The following is a 26,682-nucleotide window of genomic DNA, read 5'->3' on the forward strand; positions in this document are numbered from 1 at the left end:
ATCTTCACATTCCACCGGCGGGCAACTCCGGTTTCATCCGCACAGAACGCGGCCGTCCTCGAGGGCGCGCCGCGCGTCCTCCCAGCCATGGGCAAAGGCAGCGCGCACGGTGGTGCGCTGCCGGCAGTCCCAGACCGACACCGGCACCTTCGCGCTCGGCTGCCAATAAAGCCGATCGTTCCAGCGAAACAGCGGCGGCAATCCCGGGTGGTGACGCGTCATCAGCACCAGCGTCCGGCGACGCTGCGCGGGGTCCTGCTCGAAGACGCCGGCATGGTCGAGGTAGCCGCCGTCGAACGCGACCAGATCGTCGATCCGGCGCGGACGCAGCATCGGCGCGGCGCTTGCCGCGGCGACGAGTAGCGTGCGCGCTTCCGCTGCGGTCGCGCAGTCATGCAGGCCGACGAAGGACTGGCGCAAGCCGAGATAGCGCGGCAGGATGGGATGCAGGCGGTCGCCAAGCGACTCCACCAGGTTCGCCAGAGAAGCGAGCAGCAGCGACCAGCCCGTTCCCAGCGCGCTGGAGGGATGGCTGAGCGCCACGAAGAGGCGTTGTCCCGCCTGGCGCACCATGTCCAGCGAGTGGTCATGCATCCAGGAACCGATCCATAGCGGATAGAGCCGGTCATGCACGAAACGGGGAAACCCCGACCGCGTCCGGTTCCATTCCAGCAGGCGGCGGTTTCCTGCGAACAGCCGGGCGCAGCGCTGCATGGCTTCGCGCGGCCCGATCGTCAGGCAGGCCGCCGCCACGGCTGCACCGGCGCTCGTTCCCACGAGTTGCGCCGGCAGGACGGCACCACCCTTCAACAGATGATCCATGACGCCGGCCTGCCACCAGCAGCGGTTGCCGCCGCCGGCAAATACCAGGGTGTCGATGTCGCTCAGGCGTACGGTAGTGATGGGTTCAATGGCAGGCATGGCATCGCGATAGACGCCGCCGCGGGCCGTTTGTTTCACCGATGATGCAATCTTCGACGAAACGGCGGCCGTCGCGGCTTGCGCCATGCCTCATCGAAAAACCGAAATCGACAATTGTTAGCGGGCACAAATACTCCCGAAAACCCGGATTTCCCCGCAATAACGTGTCCTACAATCAATTTCAACGAGGCCAGGAAAGCGGCGTTCCGCCAGTTCAACGCGCGGTCACATTGCCCGGGCAACATCCATGGCGTCGGGTTCGGCATGGCCCACTTCGTTTTCCACACAAGACCATCGGAGGTCAAATGAGCGGCAACTTCTTCTCGCGGTTGGTTCCTTCTTCCTTCAAGCTGAGCGCGGCATGCGTGGCAACGATAGGCGCATTGGCGGCTTGCGGCGGAGGCAGCAATCTTCCGGCGTTCCTGACGCTGGACGGCAACCAGCCCATCGTGATTGCCCACCGCGGCGCTTCCGCCTACTACCCGGAAGAAACCAAGGAAGCCTACACGCTCGCGATTTCCATGGGGGCCGATGTCATCGAGCCCGACCTCGTCATGACCAAGGACGGCGTGCTCATCGCCAGGCACGACGTCACGCTGGCCACGTCCACCGACGTGGCTTCCCATCCCGAGTTCGCTTCGCGCAAGCGGGCGGGCGAGAACGGCGATGGCGAGGCGGTGGCCGCGGACTGGTTCACCGCGGACTTCACGCTTGCCGAGATCAAGACCCTGCGCGCCAAGTCGCCCTCCTATGAGCTCGCCAAGGTATACAACGGCCTGTTCCAGGTGATCACCTTCCAGGAGGTGCTGGACCTGATCAAGGCCAAGGCGGCCGACACCGGACGCACCATCGCCGTCTACCCCGAGACCAAGAACCCGTCCTATCACTACAACCTGTGGAAATCCGGCGCGTTGCCCGCGCGTCTGGAAGACGTGCTCGTGAAAATGATCAAGGACAATGGCCTCAACTCCAAGACGGCGCCGATCTACGTGCAAAGCTTCGAGCCGGGCAGCCTGCAGTACATGCGTACCATCGGCTCGCAGGTGAAGCAGATGCAGCTGATCGACGCCTATGACGTTGACTACAAGGCCGGCAAGCTCATCTACGGCACCGCGCCCGGCAACCTGGTCTACAGCCAGCCGACCGACTGGAAGCTCGCCGGCAGGAAGGAGCTGTTCGACGTGATGCTGACGCCCCAGGGGCTGGCCGACATCAAGCAATACGCGGATGGCATCGGCGCGTGGAAGCCGATGGTGATTCCGGTGAAGTGCCAGCTTGACGCCAAGGGGGACTGCAAGGATCTCGACGGCAACGGCACCTTTGATGGCTACCCCGATGCCGAGCCGCAGGCCCCGACCAGCCTGGTCGCGGATGCGCACAAGGCCGGACTGTTCGTGCACGAGTACACCTTCAAACGCGGCAAGTCGGACTACAACACGACTTTCGACGCCAGGAACGATCCGCTGAGCGAATACCTGCAGCATTTCCGCCTCGGCGTCGACGGCGTGTTTTCCGATGCCGCCGACATCGCCATTGCCGCGCGGGCAGCCTACCTGCGCGAGATGGGCCGCTGACCGGCAGCCTGCGCTTACCCTGTTCTTCAAGGATTGGCCCGGATCGCTCCGGGCCTTTTTTCGTTCGGACCGGTGTTCCGGCAACGATGGGAAGCGAGGCAGGTCCAAGCCGCAGGCCAGCCCGGCGGCTGGCGGCAACGAAGGCAGGGGCGGCAATGGATATCCAGTTTCTGGGAACCTCGTCGGGAACGCCGAGCACCACGCGCAACGTGGCGGGAACGGCGCTGCGCATGCAGGACGAGCGCGGCTGGATGCTGGTCGACTGCGGCGAAGGCACGCAGCACCGCATCCTGCACACCAGCTTTTCCCTCGTCAGCTTGCGGGCCATCTTCATCACCCACATCCATGGCGACCATTGCTACGGCCTTCCCGGCCTGCTGGCGAGCGCCGGCATGCTGAACCGGACGGCCGAACTGCTGATTGCCGGTCCCGGCGCGGTGCGGCGATTCGTGCAAGGCGTGCTCGATTCCACCGAACTCCGGCTGCCTTATGCCCTCTGCTTCGTCGACGTCGAGAGCAACCCGGACATCGATTTCCTGGATGAAGTCGGAGTGCACGCCACCACCCTGTCGCACCGGGTGCCGTCCTTCGCCTACAGCTTTACCGAAAGAACGCCGGTCCCGCGGCTCGATGCCGCCCGCCTCGACGGCGACGGCATTCCTTCCGGGCCTTTGCGCGGCCGCCTGCAGCGCGGCGAGGAGGTGGTGCTGCCCGATGGAAGACGGATACGCGGCGCCGATTACCAGTTGCCGCCGCGCCCGCCCCGCAAGGTCATCATTGCCGGCGACAACGACGCGCCGGACCTGCTGGCCGGGGAAGCAAGGCAGGCCCAGGTGCTCGTCCACGAAGCCACCTACACCGAGGCGGCCCTGGCGAAAGTCGGCCCGGCGCCGCAGCACAGCTCCGCCGGGCGAGTGGCCGCCTTCGCCCGGGACGTCGGCGTGCCCAATCTCGTTCTGACGCATTTCAGCCCCCGGTACCATGGCACCGCGGGAGACGGGAATGCGCTGGCCGAACTGGAAGCCGAAGCGAGGGCCTGCTATCAAGGCAAGCTTTTCCTGGCCGACGATTTGCAAACCTACCGGCTCGGCCGCGACGGCATGCTGGCCCTCCTGCCATAGAGGCGATCCTTGCCGCGAACCAGACGCCGGGGATTTCAGGTGACACAAGCGCCGGCAACTTATAAAATTACTCTTGGGAAATTGAAAATGGCGGGGGCATCATGACGGTGAAGATTGATACGGTGACAACGGCCCAGTGGATCTACCAGGGTGCGCAGAAGGTGGCGCAGGAAGCCGACGGCAAGGTCCAGCAGGCAATCGCGGAGCAGCGGTCGATGAACCGGCAGCGTTCCGAAGAGCTGAAGACCGAGGCTGCCGAACAGCGCAGCTACGAAGCCCAGCGCCGCCAGGGCGGCATCGACGTCTACGCCTGATCCATTCCTTCCGCCTGACCGCCCGACAGCCTCTCGTTCCCGGCGCGTCAGGCATGTCCCCCCATCCAGAAGAACATCCCGAGCAAGATTGCTGCCGCCAAGCTGATCGGCCATGAATGCAGCGCCAGGCGCCAGTCCGCCGAGGACGGCAGCCAGGAAACGAGCTGCGGCGCCAGCAAGGCGGCGATCCAGGCATCATCCCACTCCCATGCCACGCCATGACGCGTGCGCCACACCGCCACGCCGACGGGCAATGCCAGCACCAGCATCGGCGCGAGACCCACGAACAGGCCGTTGTACCAGCGGATGTTGGCGCAGCCGACCGTGCCGAGTATCCAAGCATTGCCTTGCCTGCGCGGCAAGATGGAAAAGGACACCGGCCTGGCGTTCGTCACGGCTGCCGCCAGGAGGTGCGCCATTTCATGCATGAACGTTCCCGGCAGCAGCCAGGCCAGGAAAAAGGCATGGCGGCGCGACAGCGCGTGAAGCAGCGCCGCGAGCAGCGCCGAGGGCAGAAGGTAGAGCAGCAAGTCGGCATGGGCGAGGGCGGCGTGCGCGAGGGTCGGCGCCAGGTGTCGGGTCGTGTCTAGCATGGAAGGCGGTCCGTCTCGGGACGGCGCGGAACGGGACAGGGTCGACATTACCGTCTTGCGTCCCCGCCGGCAAGGCGACAGTGGCGTAGCGCTCTGGTATGCTGGAAGGCTGATCCAAGAAGGAGTAAACCCTCAATGAGCCTGCAAACCTGGTGGCTTTTCGTTGCCATGACCTTCGTCGTTTCCGCCACGCCGGGACCCAACATGCTGCTGGTCATGAGCCATAGCGCGCGCTACGGATTCCGGCCGGCGATCGGCACGATGCTCGGGTGCATGACCGCCTTGCTGGCAATGATGAGCATTTCCGCCGCCGGGCTCGGCGCCCTGCTGCAGGCGTTTCCGATGGTGTTCGACACCCTGCGCTGGACGGGCGCGGCCTACCTTGCATGGCTGGGCATCAAGAGCTGGCGCTCGCCGGTGCGCGAGGAAAGCGCCGCCGCGGCATCACGCGAACCGGCGCCGCACGGGGCGGCCCTGTTCCGCCAGGGCTTCCTGGTCGCCGCCAGCAATCCCAAGGCCATCCTGTTCGCGGCGGCCTTCCTGCCGCAGTTCATCCACCAGGACGCGCCGGCGCTGCCGCAGTTCGGCATTCTCCTGCTGACCTTCGCCGTGATCGAGGTGTCGTGGTACATGGTCTACGCAGGCAGCGGCCACCGTCTCGCCGCCTATCTCCGCCGCCCGGCGATCCTGAAAACCTTCAATCGCCTGACGGGCGGCGCCTTCGTGGGTTTCGCCGCGCTCATGGCGGCCGCCCGCCACTGACCGACATCCATAACCGCCTTCAATGCAGATATTGCTGGTTGCCTGATTGCTGGAACCAGTGCATGAAGTGGTCTTCGCGCAGCGGCTTGCTGATCAGGTAACCCTGGCCCAGGTCGCAGCCGCGCTCCCTCAGCAACTGCAGGGCCTTCTTGGACTCGATGCCTTCCGCCACCACTTCGACGTGCAGCTTCTTGCCGAGGGTGATCACGGTTTCCGCAATCGCCAGGGAGCGGGCGTCGGTGTCGATATGCCGGATGAATGACTGGTCCACCTTCAGCTTGTCGATGGGCAGGCTCGACAGGTAGCTCAGGCTCGAATAACCGGTGCCGAAGTCATCGAGCGCGATGCGCAGGCCCATTTTCTTGAGACCCGCCAGGGTCCGCGACGCTTCCTCCACCTGCTTCATGACGGTGCTCTCCGTCACTTCGAGCTCCAGCTGCGAGGGGTCGACGTCGGCATGCGCCAGCAGGTTGCGCACGCGGCTCTGGAAATCGGTGGCGCGAAACTGCATGGGCGAAACGTTCACCGAGATGAAAAGGGACGGCAGCCCCTGCGCGCGCCAGCGCTTGAGCTGCATGCATGCCTCCTTGAGCACCCAGTCGCCGAGCTGGTTGATCAGCCCGCTGGCTTCGGCGACCGCGATGAACTCGCCCGGCGGCAGCGGCTCCGAATCCGCCTGCTTCCAGCGAAGCAGGGCTTCCGCGCCCACCACGTCCATGCTGGTCGTGTTGAAGATCGGCTGGTACCACAGTTCGAAGTCCTTGTCCTCGATGCTCTGGCGCATGCGTTGCTCGATCGCCAGGGTGTGTTCCGCCTGCCGGTTGATTTCCGCCGTGAAGAACTGGAAGGTATTGCGACCGCGGTGCTTCGCGTGGTACATCGCCGCGTCCGCGTTGCGGATCAGGGTGTCCAGGTTGCCGCCGTCGGTGGGGAAGATGCTGATGCCGATGCTCGGCGAGGTGCGCAGCTCGAGGTGATCGATGCGATACGGTTCGCCGAGCCGCTTCAAGAGGTGGGTCGCCGCGTGCAGCACGTCGTCTTGGTTGGGAATGTTCGGCAGGATGGCAACGAACTCGTCGCCGCCGATGCGGCCGACCAGGTCGCTGCCGCGCACCGTCGATTGCAGGCGTGCCGCCACTTCCTGGAGCATCTTGTCGCCCGCCTCGTGGCCGTAGGTATCGTTGATCGGCTTGAAACGGTCGAGGTCGAAGAACATGACCGCCGCGAAGTTCCTGGAGCGGCGGGTTGCGGAAAGGAGCTGGTCGCCCATCTCGTAGACCAGCGCGCGGTTCGGCAGGCCGGTGAGGTGGTCGTGCTGGGCGGCGAGCCGCAGCCTTTCCGCCGCCAGCTTGCGCTCGGTGATGTCCGCGACGTAGCTCACCATCATCGCGCCGGCGCGCGTCTCTGCCATGCTGAAACTGGCTTCCATGGGAAATTCCTCGCCGTTGCGGCGCTTGCCCATGAGTTCGCGTCCCATCATCGAGGCCGTGATGCAATGCTGGGTGAACGGATCGCCGCGCGCGTCGGCCGGCGGTTCTTCGTCATTGGAAACGAGGATGGCGCTGGATTGCCCGATCAGTTCCTCGGGGCGATAGCCGAAGACGTTAAAGACTGCCTTGTTGGCAATGCTGATCCTTCCATCGGTGCCGATGCCGAGCACCGCCTGCGTCGTCGACTCGAGCAAAGCGCGCATCGTATGCTCGCGGTCGTCGAGCGTGATCATCAGCTCGTGCGCCTTGATGCGCGCGTCGTGGAACAGGCCGCCGAGGAAGCTGATGCACAGGCCTAGCACCGCGAAGGCGATCAGCATGGCATGGCCGCGCGGAGTCGACGCGGCGAAGGCGCTTCCCGGGCCCAGCAAGACCAGCGGCGTGACGGCCAACGACAGCAGCGTCACCAGCAGGGCCGCGCGGCCGCCTGCGTAGATGGAAGCGAAGATGACGGCGATGAGCAGCATGCTCATCGGCGCGTTGCCGTCGAGCATGGGCTGCAGGGTAAACTGGATCAGCAGGAAACCCGCAAAGACAAGAATGGAAACCAGGTAACCGCGCGCCGGCCGCGTTTCCAATGTCCCAAAGGGGTTTTCCAAGCGCATCCCGCCTCCCTCTCATTCACTGAGGGAAAGACAGCCGCACCGGGCGAATGGTTCATGGTCTTTCGCTGCATCAACGGGTCTCACGCACGAACCGGATCATTGGGCTTGGGTTCGTGAATGAAGCCGTCCGGGGAATGACGCTCGATCACCGCGTTCATCTCCGCCCCAAAGAGCAAGACCGCCGAAGAGATGAAGAAATACAGGAGCAGCACGATGATGGAACCGATGCTGCCATACATGGCGTTGTAGTTGCCGAAGTTGCCGACGTACGCGCTGAAGCCCAGCGATGCGACGATCCAGATCAGCACGGAGAGCACCGCGCCGGGCGTGATGAAGCGGAAGTTGGGCTGCTTCGCCGGCGCGGCGTAATACACGATCGCGGCCGTCATGCTCAGCAGGAGCACGGCGACCGGCCATCGCAGCCAGGCCCAGATGGCAACCACGATCTTTTCGATCCCGATCTGCCCGGCGAGCCAGTTCATCGCCTTTGGGCCGATCAACAGGAGCGCCGCGGCGGCCATCAGCAGGACTGCCATCAGGACGGTGTAAAGCAGCGACAAGGGATAGATCACCCACCAGGGTCGTTCCTCCTTCACGCCGTAGGCGGCATTGAAGGCGTTCATGATCGCACGCACCGCCGCCGACGCCGTCCACAAGGCGATGACCGCGCCCAGCGAAAGCAGGCCGCCCTGCGGTTGCTGCAATTGGTCGAGGACGGTGTTGACCTGGGTGAATGCCTGTGCCGGCAGGAAGACAGCCGCTTGCTGGCGCAGCCACAACATGAAGTCTGGCAGGTGCAGCGTGCTGATCAGGGCAACGAGGAAGATGGCGAAGGGAAAGATGGAAAAGAGAATCTGGTAGGCAAGCGCCGACGCATAGGTCGGCATGTCGTCATCAATGAACTCCTTGATGGACGTTTTCAGCAAGGTCCAGCTTCCTAGACCGCGCAGGCCGGGTAGTTTCATTGGATTAACGGTGACGTGTTTGCGCATTCGACAGGGAATTGCTTTATCGACCACGACTGTGCGCTTTCTATCCCGAAGATGATGAGGCTCGCTGATTCCGGACGGAAGGTGTAAGGAATATGTAACAAGTTTAAGTTTTCTCCCGATTTCGAGGACGGGAAAACCTCGTTGTTATCATCGCCCGGGTCGTCCCAAAGGGGTTGCATCCGGCGCATGCCGGCATGGCAATCATCGCCATTTCATCCTGTCCTGATCACGGGAGCTTCCATGACCTTCCAACCGAAACGCGTCCTGCTCGGCATGACGCTGGCCGCCTCGACCGCCTTCTCCGCCCTTTCCGTACCTGCAGTCTCCGCGGCGCCGATCGCCATGCCCGATGTTGCCGATCTCACATTCCCGGTCATCGTGGTGTTCCAGGACCAGACCCCCTTCCACCAAAACCTGCGCAACGCGCACGCCGACGAGCGCGCCGCCGCCGCGCCGGATGCGTGGAATTACCTCGATGCCGGCGTGCTCGGCACGGTGCAGCGCCTCGAAAGCCTGCATCACTTCAAGGCAAGGCATGTGTTCAGCCATGCCGCCAAGGGCTTTGCCGTGGAACTGACCCAGCAGCAGATCGACGCGCTCAGGGCCGAGCCTACCGTGGCCACCATCGAGCCCGACCTGCCGGTGAAGATCGACGCGCAAAGCCTTCCCTGGGGCGTAGACCGCGTGGAAGCCGACCGCAGCTTTACCCTTGCCGGCAATGGCAGCGGCGCCGTCGGCAACGTCAACGTGTATGTCATCGACACCGGCATCGCCGCCCACCGCGACCTGAACCTCGTTCGCCACCTCGACTTCATCGACACCAACAACACCGACTGCAACGGCCACGGCACCCACGTCGCGGGAACGATCGGCGCCATGGACAATACCGTGGACGTGGTCGGCGTCGCGCCCGGCGTTCCCCTGACCGCGCTGAAGGTGCTCGACTGCTCCGGCAACGGCACCAGCTCGGGCATCCTCAAGGCGATCGACTGGGTGACAGCGAACGCCGCGCGGCCGGCCGTGGTCAACATGAGCCTCGGCGGCAGCGCCAGCCAGACCCTCGACGACGCCGTGCGCCGCTCGGTCAGCGCCAACATCGTGTACGCGGTGGCGGCGGGCAACAGCGGCGTGGACGCCTGCACCGTCTCGCCGGCGCGCGCCGGTCTCGCCGGCAACGGTCTGGACAATGGCATCGTCACCACGGCGGCGATCGATTCCGCGAACGCGGAACCTTCCTGGTCGAACTATGGCAAGTGCGTGAGCGTCTGGGCGCCCGGCGTCGGCATCGTGTCGACCTATACCGGCAACGGCATGGCCAGCATGTCCGGCACCTCGATGGCGAGCCCGCACGTGGCGGGCGCGGCCGCGCTGTACCTGTCGCGCAATCCCTCGGCATCGCCGGCCCAGACGGAGTACGCGATCCGGACCAATGCGCTGCCGACGGGCACGTCCAGCAAGGATGGCCGCGGCATCAATCTGCTGCAGGTCAATCGGTTCTGATTGGCGTTGGGTGTGCTGGGGAGCACTGACTTCGCTCCTTTGGCGGGGGATTCCAACGTGAGTCACGCTGCACGAGCGAAACGGGATTCCCGCCTTCGCGGGAATGACGGAAGGTGGCGGGAACGACGGAAGTTGGGCGCGGACGACAGCAGTAGGCAGAACCTCCACCCTACCTCATCATCCCCCGCCGCATCCAGAAACTAACTCCATCCACCGCCGCAACCATCAGCAGCATGGCAACGATAACGCTCGCCGCCTGCGGCATCTGAAACAGCGACAGATGATACTTCAGCATCTGTCCCAGTCCCCCGGCCCCCACCACACCCAGAACCGCCGCCGCGCGGATGTTGTTCTCCCAGCGGTACAGGGTGTATGACAACATTTGCGGCGCTGCCTGCGGCAGGACGGCGTAGAGGAAGGCGGCCAGAGAGGAGGCGCCGTTCAGGCGCAAGGAGGTCTCGGGAAGCGCGGGCGTGTTTTCCATGGCGTCGGCGAAGAGCCTGCCGAGCACGCCGGCGGTATGCAGCGCCAGCGCCAGCGTGCCGGCGAACGGCCCCAGTCCGGCGGCGATGAGCAGCATCGATGCCCAGACGAGTTCGGGAATGGAACGAAAGACGTTCAACACCATCCGCACCGGCAGGCGCGCCGCCGGGCCGGCGCGGCCGCTGGCCGGCAGCGCCAGCAGCAGTCCCGCCAAGGCGGCGAGCAGCGTGCCGAGGGCGGACATCGCCAGGGTTTCGGCGGTGCCGGTTGCCAGCTTGCGCAGGAACCCGGCGGACGTGTCGAGCCGGGCGAAGCCGAGAAGGAATTCCTTCGTAGTGCGAATGGCCTCCAGCGAGGCAAGCGCCTTCCAGTTCAGCGGCAGGCTGATGAAACTTGCCGCCGCCAGCAGCACGAGGCCGAGCAGCAGGGCCACGGTGCTCCAGGAAATGGCGGGCCTTGCCGGCATGGGCGTCCTTACCGTCGTCGGCGTCGTGGCGGATGTCATGCGAGCCTCCTGCGCAACATCCTGCTGATGCCGTCGGCGCATGCCACCAGCGCGACGAAAATGATCAGCATGGTCGATACCTCGCCGCCCGCGAGCATCTTCATCGACTCGTCCATCCGCTGTCCCAGCCCGCCCGCGCCGACGAACCCCATCACCACCGATCCGCGTATCGCGCATTCCCAGCGGTACACGGTGTACGACACCAGTTCCGATGCCGATTCCGGCAGGGCGGCGTAGAGCAGGGCGTTCAGCCGGCCCGAGCCGTTGCGCAGCAAGGCTTGCGCGGCATGCGGATCCGCGGATTCGAGGATCTCGGCATACACCTTGCCCAGCATGCCGCAATAGGTAAGGGCGATGGCAAGCACGCCCGCGGTCGGTCCCAGTCCCACGATGCGTACCAGCAGCAAGGCCCATACCAGTTCGGGCACGCTGCGCAGCGTCACCAGCAGCCAGCGCGCGGCTTGGCGGATCAGCGTGCCGGCGAGCCGCGGACGGCCGCCGGCCATGCGTGAGATGGACAGCCGTTCCGTCGAAAGCAGGGTCAGGGGGATGGCGGCGGCCATGGCGAGCGCCATGCCGGACGTGGCGATGGCGACCGTCTGCCATGCCGCCTCGGCGGCCAGGCGCAGGAAGTCGGCGGAATGCTCGGGCGGGAAGAAGCCCGCGAGGAAATGTCCCAGCGCCGCCAGGCTGCGCGCGTCGAGCAGCGCCCATGGCCGGAACTCGCTCCAGGCCAGCAGCGGCCACAGCACGATGAGGAAGACAGCGAACATCGACAGGCGCGACCGCCAAGCCGGATCGGCAGGAATCGGGGCTGTCGCCGGAAGCATCGCCATGGCTCAGAAGCAGCGCGCGGCAAGCGGCTGGCGCGCCGGCTGGCCGGGTTCGGCCGGCGCGTCCATGTCCGCTTGTCCGCCGGGTGCGCCGGCGTCGCGGTACAGCTTCGCGATCATGTCGTCGGTGACCGCCTCGCGGGGAAGATCGAACATGATGCGGCCGTCGCGCAGGCCGACGATGCGCGGGAACCTGGCGAGCGCGAGATCGACCTGGTGCAGGCTGCAGGCCAGCGTCGCCCGGCGGTCCCGGGCTTCCTGCTGCAGCACCGCGAGGGTGCGTTCGGCCAGCACGGGGTCCAGCGCCGAAAGGGGTTCATCCACCAGCAGCAGCCCGGCCTCGGACACCAGCAGGCGCGCCAGGCTGCAGCGCTGGCGTTCGCCGCCGGACAAGCGATCCACGCGAAGGTAAAGCTTGTCGCCGAGATCGAAGCGCGACAGGGCCTCGAACGCGCGTTCCGCCGCCACCGGGGCGAACAGCGATCGCAAGGCCCGGCCGATGCTCCATTGCGGCAGCATCCCGGCCAGCACTGCCGTCACCACCCGCTGGCGCGGCGGCAACGGCGGGGTCTGCGGCGCGAGGAAGAGCCGGCGCCGCATGGCATGGCGCCCGGCATCGGGCATGCTCCAGGGTTGCTGCCCGAACAGCTCGAGCTTGCCTTCCGTCGGTGCGATGCCGCAGGCAAGCACCTGCAGCAACGTGGTCTTGCCCGCGCCGGACGGGCCGATGAGCGCGATCTGCTCGCCCGGCTGCGCAGCCAGGCTGATGCCGGACAGCGAGGCGCGCTGCGCCGACGCGGCGTAGCGGACGGATACCTCGGAAAGGGCGAAACTCATGGCGAATCGTGGCGGAAGCGCTTAACGCAGCAAGCCGGCCTGCTGCGCCGCTTTCTCGATCGCGTCATAGTTTTCCGTCTTCGCCGGAATGAAGCGCGTGGCGCGCTGCAGGTCCAGGATCTCCTTGCCTTGGGGATCGTTGCGGTTCAGGGCCAGGAAGGCATCGGTGATCTTCTTGCGCAGCGCCGGCGCCATGTCCGAGCGCACGGTCCAGTTGTAGTCGAAATATCCCGGCGTGGTGTAGAAGACGCGCACCGCGTTGCGGTCCACCTTGTTCTGCGAGACGAGCTTTTCCCAGACCGAGATGTTGAGCACGCCGGCATCCACCTTGCCGCCCGCGACCGCGGCCACGGTCGCGTCATGCGCGCCGGAGAAGGCCACGCGCTTCATGTCGGCATCCGGGTTGATCTTGGCCGCCAGCAGGTAATAGCGCGGCATGAGGTGGCCGGACGTCGATGACTCCGAACCGAAGGCGAAGGTCTTGCCCTTGAGGTCTTCCAGCTTGTTGATGGACTTGTCCGTGGTGATGAAAACGGACTTGAAATGCTCGTCTTCCTCGCGCTGCACGATAGGAATGACCTTGCCCTGGCTGCGCACCTTGGCCTGGACGAAGGTGAATCCGCCGAACCACACCATGTCGAGCTTGTTGTTCAGCAAGCCCTCGACCGAGGCGGCATAGTCGGTGACCGGGATGAATTCAACCTTCATGCCGGTCTTTTGTTCGAGATAGCTTCCCAGCGGCTTGAACTTGCGCTGCAGTTCGGTCGGCGATTCATCGGGAATCGCGGAGACGCGCAGCACGGACTGGGTTGATGGCGTCGATTGCGCGTAAGCGGGCGAGAATGCGGAAAGGCCCGCGACGGCGGCCACGGTTGCGCAGAGGAGGCGCGTGCCAAAGGCGCGCCTGGACGGTGAAAGCAGGTACATAAAACCTCTTCATTGACGGATTGGAATAGGGTGGAGGGGGCCTGGCGTTGCATGAGGCGGCCCCTAACTCCGAAAGCGTGCCAATGATAACAAAACGAGCAACGACGGGTTGCCCGGGCTTACTACTGTCCGTTACCTCAGGCCATCACTTCCACGCGCGCCGGACCGGCGTGCATCTCGCCGATCACGGCCGCATCGCCGAAACCGTGGGAACGGAAGGTTTCGAGCACCGCATCCACGGCGTTCACCTCGCAGGACACCAGCAGTCCGCCCGAGGTCTGCGGATCGGTGAGCAGCATCTGCTGCACCGGCGTGACCGCATCGCCCAACACGACCTCGTGGCCATAGCCCGCCCAGTTGCGGCCGGACGCGCCAGTGACATGACCGTTGCCGGCGAGGTCTTCCACGCCGGGCAGCAGGGGAACCGCGTGCACGTCGATGCGTGCCGTCAGGCCGGCGCCGCGCGCGAGTTCGAGGGTGTGCCCGAGCAGGCCGAAACCGGTCACGTCCGTCAGCGCATGCACGCCAGGCAGGTCGGACAGCGCCTTGCCCGGCTTGTTGAGCTTGGTGGTGTTGGCGATCATCGCCTCGTAGCCCGCTGCATCGAGCGCGCCTTTCTTGAGCGCCGCGGACAGCACGCCGACGCCCAGGGGCTTGCCGAGAATTAATTTGTCGCCGGCGCGCGCGTCCGCATTCCGCTTGACCTTCGAGGGATGGACCAGTCCCATCACCACCAGGCCGTAGATCGGCTCGACGGAATCGATGGTATGTCCGCCCGCGATCGGAATGCCTGCTTCCGCGCAGATCGATTCGCCGCCGCGCAGCACTTGCCCGATGACCTCGACCGGCAGCTTGTTGATCGGCATGCCGACCAGCGCGAGCGCCATAATCGGCGTGCCGCCCATGGCATAGACGTCGGAGATCGCGTTGGTGGCGGCGATGCGCCCGAAGTCGAACGGGTCGTCGACGATGGGCATGAAGAAATCGGTGGTCGCGATCAGCGCCTGTTCGTCATTCAGCTTGTACACCGCGGCATCGTCCGCCGTTTCGATGCCGACCAGCAATTCATCGGGCACGGGGAAGCCCTTTGCGCCTTTCAGGATGTCGGCCAGCACGCCCGGCGCGATCTTGCAGCCGCAACCGCCGCCGTGGGAAAACGAAGTGAGCTTGATGTCGGAAGAAGAAGCCATGTGGTAAGAGAGGAGGTGAGCGCTAGGACGCGCGGCAGCCGAGATTATCCATCAACTGCAATACAGCCGCTCGTTCCGCCTCCGGCGTGAACAGCCGGGCCCGCTCGCGGCATTGGGCGGCCAGCTCCTCCAGCCATGCGGCGTCGCGCGCGGCGCGGTCGATCATGCGCGCCAGCGCCGCGCCGTCGCCGACCGGGAAATAACCGGCGTAGGCCTCGCCGAGCATGCCGCAGTTGCCGGAAATGTCACTGGCCAGCACGGGGACGCCGCTGGTGACCGCTTCGATGATGACGTTCGCCCCGCCTTCCATGCGCGAGGTCAGCACCATCAGCCGGCATGCCTGCACGCGCCGGCGCGTTTCATCATGCGGCAGGTTGCCGAGCCACTGGTAGCGCGGCGTGTCGCGCATCGTGTCGCGCGCCAGGCTGTCGAGCGAGGCGTCGAGCGCGCCGCCGACGTGCAGCATCCGCACGCGCGGGTCGCTCACCAGGCGCGCGGCGGCCATGTAGGTGGCCGGATCCTTTTCCGCGCGCAGGTGGCCTACCATGATGACGTCGAACTGCCCGTCCCGGGCGGGCAAGGCCGGAAGGGCGGGCGCGGACTGAAAGATCACCTTGGCCTTGGCACGCAGCGCCGGTGGAAGTTCGCCCAGGCCGCTTTCCTGGAGCACGACCAGCGCCGTCGCGGCAACGATCGAGTCCCTTGCGCTGGCGTCGGCATGGATGTCGCGGTACAGGTCGGTGCCGGTCAGCACCAATACCGCGGGCCGGTTGGGGCATGACATCGCGAAGGCTTGCAGCGACCCGGCGGAGCGCCGCGCGTGCAGCGCGATCATCGCGTCCGCACGGCAGCCGTCCCACGCCTGCATGATGCTGACGTCATAGCGGGGCGACAGGAACCGGGCCCAGCGGCTTACGGTCTGCCAGTTGCCGTTGTTGGCACTGGCCGTCGCCGGGCTGATCATGACAAGATGTGATTTTCCGGACACCATGGATGCGAAAGCCTTGGATACCTTGGACAAAACGACAACCCCTTTCAGGACGGCGTCTCCCGGCCTGCTCGCCCGCATGCTGGCGGACACGCGCGAGCGCCTGCTGAGTCATTTCGCCGCGCTGGCTTCCGCCGGCTATGCCGCAGCGGAAAGAGTACCACTTCTTTCCATCATCAACCCGCCCTTGTGGGAAGCGGGCCATGCGTTCTGGTTCGCCGAATGGTATGTGCTGCGCGAGGCCGGCAGCAGCGCCCCGGGCGCCGCCCGCCATCCGTCCCGGCTGCACGGTGCCGACACGTTGTTCGATTCGAATGCGATTGCGCATGACAGGCGCTGGAACCTGCCCTGTCCATCCGCGGAAACCATCCTCGACTACGGCAAGGATTGCCTTGCGGGCATCCTGGAACGACTGGCGCGCGCGGAAGACGATGACGCCGCGCTCTATCCATTCCGACTGGTCCTTGCGCACGAGGACATGCACGTCGAGGCGCTCGCTTATACCCTGCAGACCTTGGGCGTCCAGCCCTCGCTGCCCCTGGCGCCCGCGGCCGGCGGAAAAGGCGGCACACTGGACATCGCGTCCGCCGACGCTTGCCTCGGCTCGCCGGCAGGCGCCGGCTTCGTGTTCGACAACGAAAAATGGGCCCACGGCGCGCCGGTGTCCGCATTCCAGATCGATCGCCGGCCCGTATCCTGCGGCGAATTCCGCCGCTTCGTGGAAGACGGCGGCTATGCCAGGCCGGACCTGTGGACCGCGGAGGGCAGTGCCTGGCGCCAGCAGCGCGAGGCGCCGCGAGGGTGGAAGCGGGAAGGCGGGCGCTGGCTATGCCAGCGCTTCGACGAATGGATCGACCTGCCGGACGACGAACCGGTGCGTCATGTCAGCCTGCACGAAGCCCAGGCGTATTGCACCTGGGCGGGGCGCCGCCTGCCGACGGAAGCGGAATGGCAGTTGGCATGCGACCGGTTCGAATGGGGCCAGGTGTGGGAATGGACCGCCTCGACCTTCCAACCTTTCCCCGGATTCGCCCCGGACGCTTACCGCGAATATTCCGCGCCCTGGTTCGGCACGCACCAGGTCGTCAAGGGAGCCTCCTTCGCGACGCCGCCGCATTTCCGCAGCGCGCGGTTCCGCAACTTCTACGAGCCCGGCAGGAACGATATCTTCATCGGCTTCCGCACCTGCCGCTGACGGCGCGCAGGCAGGTGGCAATGCATTAGTGCAGCCTGACGGGCGGCGTGATCTTGGTCCTGATCCAGTGCGCCACGCCTTGCGCCACGGTCCTGGCAAAGCCGCGCAGGGACAAGACATGCTTGTGGTACAGCATGCCGTACATCAGCCGCGCCATCGTGCCGCCGACCAGCATCTCGCGGCCGCTCAGTCCGCCGATCAAAACCCCGACGGCCGCGAAGGGGCCGAGGGACACCAGCGAACCATAATCGCGGTAGCGGAAATGCGGCAGGGCATCGCCGGACGGCCGCGCCAGCACTTCGGCCAGGAACATCGCTTGCTGGTGCGCGACCTGCGCGCGCGGCGGCACGGCGATGCCGCTCGCCGGCGAGACATGACTCGCGCAGTCGCCGATCGCGAACACGTTCGGGTCGTCCACCGTCTGCAGGCTGGGCGTGACGATGATCTGCTTGATCCGGTTCAACGGCAGGCCCAGTGTGGTACAGAGCGCGGGCGCTTCCACGCCGGCTGCCCACAAGCTCATGTCTGCCGGATGGCGCACGCCGCTGCCGTCGATGACGGCGTCGTGCTCCACGCTTGCCACCGCCGTGCCGGTGCACACCTCGATGCCCATGCGCTGCAGGTGGCGCGTCGCCCGGCGCGACAGCGCGGGATTCAGGTGAGGCAACAACCGTTCGCCGCGTTCGAGCAACCGGATGCGGACGCCCTTCGCCGGATCGAGGCTATGCACGTTGTATCGCGCCAGCGTGCGCACCGTGTGGTTAAGTTCGGCGGCCAGTTCCACTCCGGTCGCGCCGCCGCCGACGATCACCAGGTCCACCCTGCCATCGCCGCTGCCATCCGCCGCGCGGGCGCTGGCCTGCATGCAGCTCAGGAGGAAGCGGCGGCGGAAGGTTTCCGCATCTTCGACGCTGTCGAGGGTCAGGCAGTGACGGGCGGCTCCGGGGACACCGTAGAAGTTGGTGACGGCGCCGAATGCGAGCACCAGCCTGTCGTAGGGAAGCGTTCGGGCCGGCACAATTTCGCCGCCATCGTCGCCGCGCAGGGCCGCAAGGTGGATGCAGCGCTTGGTCCGGTCGATCCGGGTCGCCTCGCCGCAGATGAACTGGAAGCCGTGCTCGGCCGCCTGCGCGGAGTAGGCGATCTGGTGCGCCTGCGGATCGAGCTTGCCGGAGGCGACGGTATGCAGCAGCGGCTTCCAGAAGTGAGTCGGATGGCGATCGACCAGGACGATCCTCGCCTTGTTCCGCTTGCCCAGGCTGTCGCCCAGGCGGGTTGCCAGTTCAAGTCCTCCCGCACCTCCGCCGATGATCACGATGGTTTGCATGATGATGCTCCAGTCTGATTTGAATGCGATTCATGTCCTGCGCCTTCGCTGCCTGTCAGGCGATGGTTCCCTGGCCCGGCTTGTGCGCGACGCGGGAGCGGCGCAGCGCGCTGAGCGTGCCAAAGTCCACGAAGCGGCGCGGGCTGGCGGATTCGCGCAATGCGCGGCGCGGATCCGCCAGCTCGCGCAGTTCCTGCAGCTCCTGCAGTTGGGGGCACCAGAGGTTCGCGCCGGAAATGCAGGCGACTTCCTTGTCGTAGGGCGTCACCGCGACCGTCCAGATTCCGGCGAGCTGGGCAGCGCGCAGGGCAGGCGCGGCATTGTGGATGGCGACGCCGCGATGGGCTTCGACGCCAGTGGTGCGCAGCGCCAGGTCATGAGGGCTGCGGCCGCCGCCCGCCTCGAAGTCCGCGCCGCTGACGATGACGGAAAAGAGCTGGTCGAAGGCGTTGCCGAATCCGCGTTCGAGCAGCGTGGTGACTGCCTGCGCCGGGAGATCGGTGACGATCGCCAGCTTGCAGCCGGAAGAGAGCGCGTCCTCCATCAGACGGGAAAAGCCGGGCTGCACCACCGGTGCCTCGGCGCGGATCGTTGCCAGGAAATGGCGGGTGCGGGCTTCCGTCAGCGACGACACGAGTTGCCGTGCCGACTTGTTCGCCATGCCTTCGCTGGGCAGCGCGTCGATGGCGGTGTTCAGGGCATGGGCGGCGCCCCGGACGCGCGCCGCTTCGCGGAACTGGCGCGTATCCCAGTCCAGTTCCAGGCCGGCTTCGCCGAAGGCGGCGCGGCATGCATGCAGGTGGGCGGATTCAGTGTCGAACACGACACCATCAAGGCCGAAAGCCAGCAGTTCGATTCCCATGTCATTTCCTCGTTTATGTTCGTTTGTTGTTAATATACGCAGCTCTCATATAAAAGAAAAATCAATTTTTTTCCGATATTGATAAGGATAAGCTTATGAATCCCGCCAGCTTCCGGCAGCTCGAAGCCCTGCTTCTCGTCGCGCGCCACGAGAGCGTGTCGCGCGCGGCGGAAGCGCTGCACGTCACCCAGCCGGCGGTGTCGCTGCAGATCAAGATGCTCGAGGAGGCGGCCGGCACGCCATTGACGCGCAAGGTGGGACGCGGCATCCAGCTCACTGCCGCAGGCGAGGTGATGGTGGGATTTGCCGACAGGATATTGCGCTTGTGGGAGGAGGCGACCGACGAAGTCGCTGCCCTCAAGGGCGTCATCAGCGGTACCTTGCGCATCGGCGCCATCACGACGGCCGAATACCTGCTCCCGCCCATGCTGGTGCGCTTCACGACCGAGCGGCCCGATGTGCGGCTCAAGCTTCAGGTGGGCAACCGCAACGACATCGTCACCATGCTGGGCAAGCATGAGATCGACCTTGCCATCATGGGGACGCCACCGCGCGAACTGCGTACCAACGCCGCGCGGTTCGCGCGGCATCCCATGGCGTTCATCGCCAGCCCCACGCATCCCTTGATGAAGAAGCGCCGGGTCACGCTCGCCGAGATCATGGATGCCAACCTGCTGGTGCGGGAACGCGGCTCGGGCACGCGCACCACGGTCGAGCGCCTGTACAAGGAAGCGGGATATCCGCTGCGCATCGGCTCGGAATTATCGAGCAACGAGGCGATCAAGCGCATGGTGGTCGCCGGACTCGGCGTGGCGTTCCTGTCAGTGCATGCGTGCACGCTGGAATTCGAGACCGGCCTGGTCCGCATGCTGCCCGTGCCGGAGAACCCGGTCGAGGCGGACTGGTACGTGATGCACCTGGTCGACAAGCCCATTCCCAAGGTGGCCGCCGCCTTCCAGGACTTCGTCATCGACAATGGGCAGGAAGTGGTGCTGCGCCAGCTCGAAGCTTTTCACCGGGACGTCGCCAAGCTGCGCAAGGGACGTCAGCAATGAGCGGCGCTTGTCATTGGCTTGTCATTTGACCGGCCGTGCATATACTCCATTCATCATCCCCTGATACGGAGGCGCCATGCGTAACGTCATTTGGGTTTCCATCGCTTTCGCGATGATCGTCCTGAGCGGTTGCGCCCACGGTCCGATGGGGTCGGCTTCCGGCACGGTAAGCCAGATCGATGCGGAAAAAGTCGCCGCCGTCGAGCATGTCGCCAGGCAACATGGCATCGAGGTCGTCTGGGTGAACGTTCCCGAGATCAGCGTCGCGCGTTCCGCCGCAGCGACCAATTGACCCTGGCCCGGATCAGCCCAGGTTGATCCTCACCGAGAAGTGCGCCCAACGGCTTCTCACACGCAAGGTGATGTTCACGGCCGGACGGTCCGAGGCTTCGGCCGCGTCATTGCCTGATACCGCCTGGGTCATCTGGGTTGCCTGGCCATTGGCGGCCGGGCTGGCGGCCTTGATCGCAGCGTCCGGTCGAACGGCTTTCTGTTCCGCCGCATCGGCGGTCTTTTCCATTGCGGCCCACGAAGCCTGGCTCGCCAGGGACATGAGAACAACTGCGACGGCGGGAAAACGCATGAGAGTCTCCGGTTTGTCAGGGACGCGATTCAGAAAGCCTGGCATGTCCACTTCATCTTAGCGGCCTTGGCCCAGCATGCAATCAGGACGCCGGCACATTTTCGCAAGGCGTCCACGGCAACGATTCCTTCTATGGCAATCCGCCGCCGTTAATTGACCAAGATCATTATTCTCCTTCAATTTTTACATTTCGGCACAACTATTGATGTAAACAATAGTCAACCCGTGGTAAGCCAAGGTCGTTGCTACCTCAGGCAGATGCCCTCAACCCCTGGAGAATGACTATGCTGAAAAACCTTTTCACCGCCGTGACTCTTGCAACCTTGTTGAGCGGCGTCGCATTCGCTCAATCCGCTAGCCCGAAGGCTTCCGCCGACGCCGCCCCAGCTGCCAGCGCTTCGGCCTCGAGCTGCGACCAGAAGGCCGTCGACAAGAATGGCAAACCGCTCGCCGGCGCGGCCAAGACGTCGTTCATGAAGAAATGCGAAGCCGGCGCCAGCAAGGAATCCGCCGCTGCGGCCTGCGAACAAAAGGCCATGGACAAGAACGGCAAGCCGCTCGCCGGCGCAGCCAAGACTTCGTACATGAAGAAGTGCACCGCCGACGCCAAGAAGTAAATCGTTCCCTCCCTCCTCCGTCCGCTGGCGATGATGTCGCCGGCGGACGAGCGAACCATCCCAGGGTTCGCCCGACTCCTATCCTCATCCGCTATCCAGCCGCCATGGCCACCACCTGTCTGCGGCATCTCGGTCCGACTGATTCGACGCCTCAGAACGCGTAGCTCAGGCTGATGCGAATATTCCGCGGTTCGGCGGGATGGGTGTGGATATCCTCGATGGCAGCGGCTTCGCTGCGCAGGCGCGACGCGTAGTAGTAATCGATGTCGCTGACCTTGCTGTCGAACAGATTGAGCACTTCGGCGCCAAGCTTGAGCTTGCTGGTCACGGCATATCCCAGCTTGATGCTGCTCAGGGTGGACGACCCGGCGCGCACGCCATTGCTTTCATTTAACGGGCGGCTGCCGAAGTAACGCATCCGCAGGCCCGCCGACCATGGGCCTTTCTGCCGCGAGATCCCGACCGACATCGTGCGTTCGATCGCGCCGGGGATGAATGGTCCGGCGGGATCGTCGTCGGTGAACCGCGGACGCGACCAGGCCAGGTCGGCATCGATGATCCAGCCCGGCGCGGGCACGTAGTAATTTGCGATCTCGATGCCGGTGCGGCGGCTCGGCCGGCTCGCCTCGGTCGTTCCGGCGTCGCCGACGAACAGCAGCTCGGATGCGAGCTTCAGTTCCCACAAGGAGACCGATGTCTGCAATCCCGGAACAAGCCCGGAGATGCGGATCCCCGCTTCCCGTCCTATCGCCTTGACCAATGGCGTCGCGGGTGAAATTGCATTGCCGTCGGCATCGACCCGGGCGCCGGTCGCCGGGTCCACGTTCTGGGTGATTCCGCGTGCGTCGTTGCTGTGGAAGCCGCGTCCCCAGTTGGCATAGAGTTCGATATCTTTTCCTGGCGTGAAGACCGCCGACACCTTCGGGCTCACGATGCGGTCGTTCACCTTTCCCGAATTGGCGGCATTGCTGCTCGTCACGTCGAACTGGTAATGATCGGCGCGCAGGCCGGCGACGGTGCGGAACTGCTCGGTCCACCGGATCGCGTTCGACAGGTACAAGCTGGCGGAGGTCTCCCTGATCCTGTCTTCGCGCGTGACGCCGCTGCGCGCCCGCGCGACCGACGTGTAAAGGCCGACCGGATCGAGGCGATCGCTCCTCGACTGCACGCCGACGACGGTATCGGATTCCCTTCCGAACAACTGGTGCGTCCAGCTGCGGGACGCATCCAGTCCGAAGACGGTGCGGCGTTCCGACTGGCTGAACTGGTCCCCTTCGGCAGGACGGTCGAGGAAGTAGGTAAAGTTGCTGTAAAGGTCCAGCGCGGAGCGGATGGCGTAGGCATTCACGCGCAGCACACCGTCATCCATGCGCCGCGACCAGTCCCCCGACAGGCTGGCCCGCCGCGTCGCGCCGCCGTCGCTTGGGTCGATGTATCCATAGCGGCTGAGCTGGCCCGCGTCGATGGCGCGCTGCGGAATCTGGTCGGTCGCCGTCCATGACGACTGCATCGCCATGGCGGCGAGGCGCAAGTCGTCGCGGCCATCCTTGATGCTGTAGGAGAGCACGCCATTAAGCTTGCGAAAATTTTCGGGAAGGTCCCAGGGACCGTCATTGCGCACGGTTTCCAAGCCGAAGAGCAGGGTGCCCGGTCCCGCCTCGACCGAATTTGCCAGCAAGGTTCTCATGTACCTGTGCTGGCCCGCCTCGACCAGAGCCATGCCGGCCGGCAGGGAGCGGACGTAATCGATTTCCGCCGCGCCCGCCGCCGAAAAATCGCCTTCCTCCGCGTAGTAGGTGCCCTTCTTGTACTTGATGGTGCGGATCAGTTCCGGGATCAGGAAGTTCAGGTCTGAATAACCTTGTCCATGCGCATGCGTGGGCATGTTGACCGGCATGCCGAGGACCGACGTGCGAAAGTCGGTGCCATGGTCGAGGTTGAAGCCGCGCAGGAAATACTGGTTCGCCTTGCCGTCGCCTGAATGCTGGGTAACGATCACGCCCGGCACGGCCTCAAGCACCTCGGCCGTCCTGGAAATCGGCCGGGTTTCCAGTTGCTTGCCCGTGATCGTGCCTTGCGTCGCGGAGTCCGCGACGCCGATCTGGCTTGTGCGGCTGCCTTCGACGACGATGGTCTCCAGGCTGGCATCGCCTCCCTGCACGCCGCCCGCCCTGGCGATGGCGGGGACGACAAGAATGATGGCAGCCAAGGCGCGCGACACGTTCGATGATGACTGGGGCATGAGTTCTGGATCTCCGGGAATCCGCCATTTTATGATGAACCGGCAATTGGGCTTGGAGGGCGGGCAAGATTGCCGTCGCGCGTTTCTCCGGAATCCAACCCAACCCGCACCGACTGCCCGCCACCAAGGCGTTAGAATCACCACTCCCCCACGATAGAAGCGCCACATGAAATTCCTGATGACCGCAGCGATCCTGCTCCTCGCCGGCTGCGCCGCCGGCCCGGCGATCGACCGCAGCCATCCGGCGGCCTCGCAGGACAGCAGGGTGCGCTACATCATCATTCATTACACGGAGGGCGATTTCCCGCGTGCCCTGGACGTGCTGACCAACGGGCAGGTCAGCAGCCACTACCTCATTTCGGATTACCCGGCAAAGATTTACCAGCTGGTCGACGAAGACCGCCGCGCCTGGCATGCCGGCGACAGCGCCTGGAAAGCCGACACACAGTTGAATTTCAGCTCGATCGGCATCGAGATCGTGAACCCCGGCTACCGTGACACCGAGGCGGGACGCGTCTATTTCGACTACCCGCGTGCACAGATCGACTTGCTGGTGGCATTGCTGCGCCGGATCGTGGAGCGCCACCAGGTCAGGCCGGAAAACATCCTCGGGCACAATGAAATCGCGCCCCGGCGAAAGTCAGACCCCGGCCCGCGATTTCCCTGGCAAGTCCTGGCGCAAGCCGGCCTCGTCCGCTGGCCCGAACCCGAGCGGGTTGCCGCGTGGCGCATCGCGTTCGAGGAAAGATTGCCGGATGCGGCATGGTTCCGGCAAAAATTGCGTCGCCATGGCTACGTCTTTGCCGGAAAAGGGGAAGAAGGGGATTGGGACGCGGCGGCAAGGCAGGCGCTGACAGCGTTCCAGATGCGTTACCGTCCGGCGCGTTACGACGGCATGCCCGACGCGGAGACCGCGGCGCTGCTGGAAGTGCTGGACGGGCTGGGCGGCGATGCCGCCGCTCAGCTCCCGTCCGAGCCAGCACCTTACCAGATGCGGACGCGCTGGTTGGGCGGCAGGTAAAGCTTGTCGCCCGGCTTCACGCCGAACACCTCGTAGAAAGCATCCTGGTTGACCACCGAACCGTTCGCGCGGAAGCGGTTGGGCGAGTGCGGATCCGATTTCAGAAGGACCAGCGCCAGTTCGTCGCGCAGCTTCGCCCGCCACGCCTGCCCGAAGCCCATGAAGAATCGCTGTTCGCCATTGAGGCCGTCGATGACCGGAGCCGGCTTGCCGCCAAGCGACAGCAGGTAAGCCTTGTGCGCGATGGCGAGGCCGGAGTTGTCGGCGATGTTTTCGCCCAGCGTGAGCGCGCCGTTCACGTGATAGCCCTCGATCGGGGAGTAGCGGTTGTATTGTTCGACCAGGGACTTCGTCTTGGCATCGAATTTCGTATGGTCTTCCTTGGTCCACCAGTCCCGCAGGTTGCCGTCGCCATCGTACTGCGATCCCTGGTCGTCGAAGCCATGGCTGATCTCGTGGCCGATAATGCTGCCGATCGCGCCGTAGTTGGCGGCGTCGTCTGCATCGGGGTCGAAGAAGGGCGGACGCAGGATCGCCGCCGGGAACACGATCTCGTTCAGCTCGGGGTTGTAGTAGGCGTTGATGGTCTGTGGCGTCATGAACCATTCTTCCCGGTCGATCGGCTTGCCCAGCTTGTCGAGGTCATATTGGGTCGCGAATTCGCGCGCGCGCATGATGTTGCCAGCAAGGTCGTCACGCGCCACCTTGAGGCTGCCGTAGTCACGCCATTTGCTCGGGTAGCCGATCTTGGGCGTGAATTTTGCGAGCTTCGCCTGGGCTTCCTTCTTGGTCTCTGGGCTCATCCAGTCGAGCCCATCGATGCTCTGGCGGTAGGCGGCCAGGAGATTGCCCACCAGCTTTTCCATGCGCGCCTTGTAGGCGGGCGGGAAATGGCGGTCCACGTAGAGCTTGCCGAGCGCTTCGCCCATGCTGCGTTCCGTCGCGCCCACGCCGCGCTTCCAGCGCGGCTCGAGCTCGGGGGTGCCGTTCAGCGTCGTGCCGTAGAAGGCGAAATTCTCGTCGACGAAGGGCTTGGACAGATAGGCCGCGAAGCTGTCGATCACGCGCAGGGTGAAGTAATCCTTCCAGGTATCCAGGGGCGTGTTCGCCAGCACGCCGGAGAAACCCTTGAGGTAGCTCGGCTGGCTGACGATGACGGAATCGATCTTGCCGGACATGCCCGCCGCGTCCATCTGCTTCTTCCAGTCGTGGCCCGGGGTCAGCTCGGCGAGCTGGGCCAGCGTCATCTTGTTGTAGGTCTTGACCGGATCGCGGTTCTCCACCTTCGTCCACTGCACGCGAGCCAGTTCGGTTTCCAGCGCGACGATGCGGTCCGCCTTGGCCGCGGCGTCCGGGATGCCTGCGAGGCCGAGCATCTTGGCAATGTGCTCCCGGTACTTCGCCTTCGTCGCGGAGAGCTTGGCGTCGTCCGCCTTCAGGTAGTAATCCCGGTCCGGCATGCCGAGTCCGGCCTGCGCGAAGTCCACCACGTAGCGGGTGGCATCCCGCGCGTCCTGGTGCACGTCGAAATGGTAGGGCGTGTTGACCTGAATGCGGTTCAGCTGGCCGATCAAGGCGGGAATGTCATCCTTGGATTGCAGGGCGCCGACGCGCGCCAGCACCGGCTGCAGCGGCGACATGCCGAGGGTTTCCAGGCGCTTTTCGTCCATGAAGCTGGCATACAGGTCGCCGAGCTTGCGTGCCTCCGAGCCGGTCGTTGCCTCCTTGTTGGCGGCGGCCTCCTCGATGAGGGCGCGCAGCTGCGGCAGGACTTCGTCGCGCAACTTGGCGAACGCTCCCCATGAAGCCTTGTCCTTGGGAATCTGCGTGGTTTCCATCCACTTGCCGTTGACGTATTCGTAGAAATCGTCCTGCGGCCGCACCTTGGCATTGACGTTCTGCAGCTCGATGCCGGACGCGGATTTCGCGGGCGCATCGGCGGCAACGGCCGCATTGATGGCAGAAAGGCTGAATGCCATGCAGACCGCCATGGCGCCTGCTGTAAAGCGAATCATGTTGTCTCCTTTTGTCGAGGCCGCTTGTGACGGCCAACCTGGGGGTAATGGGTATCCATCATCGCGACGACGGCTTTCCGCCGGGGCGGGCAAGCCGCGTGACTGCAGCCCGGAAATGTAGCACGTCTTT

General features: G+C 65.0%; 25 protein-coding genes. 10 read left to right on the forward strand and 15 right to left on the reverse strand.

The window, feature by feature from the left end:
- Positions 1-33: 33 nt before the first annotated feature.
- Positions 34-921 (reverse strand): patatin-like phospholipase family protein, encoded by an 888-nt coding sequence (locus G3574_RS23515; protein WP_163967979.1) that lies wholly within the window; start codon positions 919-921, stop codon positions 34-36.
- 305 nt (positions 922-1,226) lie between these two features.
- On the opposite strand from G3574_RS23515, the gene G3574_RS23520 reads away from it, so the two are divergent.
- From G3574_RS23520 to G3574_RS23530, 3 genes are all read left to right on the forward strand, one after another.
- Positions 1,227-2,495 carry a glycerophosphodiester phosphodiesterase family protein gene (locus G3574_RS23520; RefSeq protein WP_163967980.1) on the forward strand — a complete coding sequence of 423 codons (1,269 nt, stop codon included), beginning with the start codon at positions 1,227-1,229 and terminating at the stop codon, positions 2,493-2,495.
- Between the two features lie 155 nt (positions 2,496-2,650).
- Positions 2,651-3,616, forward strand: a complete 966-nt coding sequence (locus G3574_RS23525) for an MBL fold metallo-hydrolase (protein WP_163967981.1) — start codon at positions 2,651-2,653, stop codon at positions 3,614-3,616.
- A gap of 101 nt (positions 3,617-3,717) precedes the next feature.
- Positions 3,718-3,930, forward strand: a complete 213-nt coding sequence (locus G3574_RS23530; RefSeq protein WP_163967982.1) for a hypothetical protein — start codon at positions 3,718-3,720, stop codon at positions 3,928-3,930.
- A 47-nt stretch (positions 3,931-3,977) separates the two neighbouring features.
- Here the strand turns inward: G3574_RS23530 and G3574_RS23535 are convergent, their stop codons facing one another.
- Positions 3,978-4,523 carry a hypothetical protein gene (locus G3574_RS23535; protein ID WP_163967983.1) on the reverse strand — a complete coding sequence of 182 codons (546 nt, stop codon included), beginning with the start codon at positions 4,521-4,523 and terminating at the stop codon, positions 3,978-3,980.
- A 135-nt stretch (positions 4,524-4,658) separates the two neighbouring features.
- Between G3574_RS23535 and G3574_RS23540 the strand changes: the two genes are divergently transcribed.
- Complete coding sequence (locus G3574_RS23540) at positions 4,659-5,285, forward strand: LysE family translocator (RefSeq protein WP_163967984.1); 627 nt, start codon at positions 4,659-4,661, stop codon at positions 5,283-5,285.
- A 19-nt stretch (positions 5,286-5,304) separates the two neighbouring features.
- Here G3574_RS23540 and G3574_RS23545 read toward each other — a convergent pair whose 3' ends face one another.
- Both G3574_RS23545 and G3574_RS23550 read right to left on the reverse strand, forming a co-directional pair.
- The gene (locus tag G3574_RS23545) at positions 5,305-7,374 is read right to left on the reverse strand and encodes a putative bifunctional diguanylate cyclase/phosphodiesterase (RefSeq protein WP_205609894.1); all 2,070 of its coding nucleotides are present in this window, start codon (positions 7,372-7,374) and stop codon (positions 5,305-5,307) included.
- Between the two features lie 86 nt (positions 7,375-7,460).
- Entirely contained in the window at positions 7,461-8,306 is an 846-nt protein-coding gene (locus G3574_RS23550) for a YihY/virulence factor BrkB family protein (RefSeq protein WP_235953587.1), read from the reverse strand.
- Between the two features lie 306 nt (positions 8,307-8,612).
- Between G3574_RS23550 and G3574_RS23555 the strand changes: the two genes are divergently transcribed.
- Complete coding sequence (locus tag G3574_RS23555; protein ID WP_163967987.1) at positions 8,613-9,872, forward strand: S8 family peptidase; 1,260 nt, start codon at positions 8,613-8,615, stop codon at positions 9,870-9,872.
- A gap of 169 nt (positions 9,873-10,041) precedes the next feature.
- Here the strand turns inward: G3574_RS23555 and phnE are convergent, their stop codons facing one another.
- From phnE to senB, 6 genes are all read right to left on the reverse strand, one after another.
- Positions 10,042-10,860 (reverse strand): phosphonate ABC transporter, permease protein PhnE, encoded by an 819-nt coding sequence (phnE, locus tag G3574_RS23560; RefSeq protein ID WP_407941698.1) that lies wholly within the window; start codon positions 10,858-10,860, stop codon positions 10,042-10,044.
- Positions 10,857-11,696, reverse strand: a complete 840-nt coding sequence (locus G3574_RS23565) for a PhnE/PtxC family ABC transporter permease (RefSeq protein ID WP_163967988.1) — start codon at positions 11,694-11,696, stop codon at positions 10,857-10,859. Before G3574_RS23565 ends, phnE begins: the two co-directional genes overlap by 4 nt.
- Positions 11,697-11,699: 3 nt before the next feature.
- Positions 11,700-12,530 carry a phosphonate ABC transporter ATP-binding protein gene (locus G3574_RS23570; RefSeq protein ID WP_163967989.1) on the reverse strand — a complete coding sequence of 277 codons (831 nt, stop codon included), beginning with the start codon at positions 12,528-12,530 and terminating at the stop codon, positions 11,700-11,702.
- Positions 12,531-12,551: 21 nt separating this feature from the next.
- Positions 12,552-13,457, reverse strand: coding sequence for a putative selenate ABC transporter substrate-binding protein (locus tag G3574_RS23575; protein ID WP_163967990.1), 906 nt, complete (start codon positions 13,455-13,457; stop codon positions 12,552-12,554).
- Positions 13,458-13,594: 137 nt separating this feature from the next.
- Positions 13,595-14,647 (reverse strand): selenide, water dikinase SelD, encoded by a 1,053-nt coding sequence (gene selD / locus G3574_RS23580; protein ID WP_163967991.1) that lies wholly within the window; start codon positions 14,645-14,647, stop codon positions 13,595-13,597.
- 22 nt (positions 14,648-14,669) lie between these two features.
- Positions 14,670-15,611 (reverse strand): selenoneine biosynthesis selenosugar synthase SenB, encoded by a 942-nt coding sequence (gene senB / locus G3574_RS23585; RefSeq protein ID WP_235953588.1) that lies wholly within the window; start codon positions 15,609-15,611, stop codon positions 14,670-14,672.
- A 49-nt stretch (positions 15,612-15,660) separates the two neighbouring features.
- Here senB and senA point away from each other — a divergent pair, with 49 nt between their 5' ends.
- Positions 15,661-16,830 carry a selenoneine synthase SenA gene (gene senA / locus G3574_RS23590; RefSeq protein WP_235953589.1) on the forward strand — a complete coding sequence of 390 codons (1,170 nt, stop codon included), beginning with the start codon at positions 15,661-15,663 and terminating at the stop codon, positions 16,828-16,830.
- 25 nt (positions 16,831-16,855) lie between these two features.
- On the opposite strand, the gene G3574_RS23595 is transcribed toward senA, so the two are convergent.
- Together G3574_RS23595 and G3574_RS23600 are read right to left on the reverse strand one after the other, a co-directional pair.
- Entirely contained in the window at positions 16,856-18,157 is a 1,302-nt protein-coding gene (locus tag G3574_RS23595; protein WP_163967994.1) for an NAD(P)/FAD-dependent oxidoreductase, read from the reverse strand.
- 55 nt (positions 18,158-18,212) lie between these two features.
- Positions 18,213-19,019, reverse strand: a complete 807-nt coding sequence (locus G3574_RS23600; protein ID WP_163967995.1) for an HAD family hydrolase — start codon at positions 19,017-19,019, stop codon at positions 18,213-18,215.
- A gap of 95 nt (positions 19,020-19,114) precedes the next feature.
- Between G3574_RS23600 and G3574_RS23605 the strand changes: the two genes are divergently transcribed.
- Together G3574_RS23605 and G3574_RS23610 are read left to right on the forward strand one after the other, a co-directional pair.
- Entirely contained in the window at positions 19,115-20,074 is a 960-nt protein-coding gene (locus G3574_RS23605) for a LysR family transcriptional regulator (RefSeq protein WP_163967996.1), read from the forward strand.
- 76 nt (positions 20,075-20,150) lie between these two features.
- Positions 20,151-20,366: a hypothetical protein gene (locus G3574_RS23610; protein WP_163967997.1), complete on the forward strand. Its 216-nt coding sequence runs from the start codon at positions 20,151-20,153 to the stop codon at positions 20,364-20,366.
- Between the two features lie 12 nt (positions 20,367-20,378).
- On the opposite strand, the gene G3574_RS23615 is transcribed toward G3574_RS23610, so the two are convergent.
- Positions 20,379-20,702 carry a hypothetical protein gene (locus G3574_RS23615; protein ID WP_163967998.1) on the reverse strand — a complete coding sequence of 108 codons (324 nt, stop codon included), beginning with the start codon at positions 20,700-20,702 and terminating at the stop codon, positions 20,379-20,381.
- Positions 20,703-20,941: 239 nt separating this feature from the next.
- On the opposite strand from G3574_RS23615, the gene G3574_RS23620 reads away from it, so the two are divergent.
- A complete protein-coding gene (locus tag G3574_RS23620; RefSeq protein WP_163967999.1) occupies positions 20,942-21,274 on the forward strand; it encodes a hypothetical protein in 333 nt (110 codons plus the stop codon).
- 151 nt (positions 21,275-21,425) lie between these two features.
- Here G3574_RS23620 and G3574_RS23625 read toward each other — a convergent pair whose 3' ends face one another.
- The gene (locus G3574_RS23625) at positions 21,426-23,516 is read right to left on the reverse strand and encodes a TonB-dependent receptor (RefSeq protein ID WP_163968000.1); all 2,091 of its coding nucleotides are present in this window, start codon (positions 23,514-23,516) and stop codon (positions 21,426-21,428) included.
- A 166-nt stretch (positions 23,517-23,682) separates the two neighbouring features.
- Between G3574_RS23625 and G3574_RS23630 the strand changes: the two genes are divergently transcribed.
- Positions 23,683-24,537: an N-acetylmuramoyl-L-alanine amidase gene (locus tag G3574_RS23630; RefSeq protein ID WP_163968001.1), complete on the forward strand. Its 855-nt coding sequence runs from the start codon at positions 23,683-23,685 to the stop codon at positions 24,535-24,537.
- Here the strand turns inward: G3574_RS23630 and G3574_RS23635 are convergent.
- Positions 24,501-26,552, reverse strand: coding sequence for a M13 family metallopeptidase (locus G3574_RS23635; RefSeq protein WP_163968002.1), 2,052 nt, complete (start codon positions 26,550-26,552; stop codon positions 24,501-24,503). The genes G3574_RS23630 and G3574_RS23635 overlap by 37 nt on opposite strands.
- Positions 26,553-26,682 lie beyond the last annotated feature (130 nt).

The organism is Noviherbaspirillum galbum, assembly GCF_010974945.1.
In the GTDB taxonomy this organism is placed as follows: domain Bacteria; phylum Pseudomonadota; class Gammaproteobacteria; order Burkholderiales; family Burkholderiaceae_D; genus Noviherbaspirillum; species Noviherbaspirillum galbum.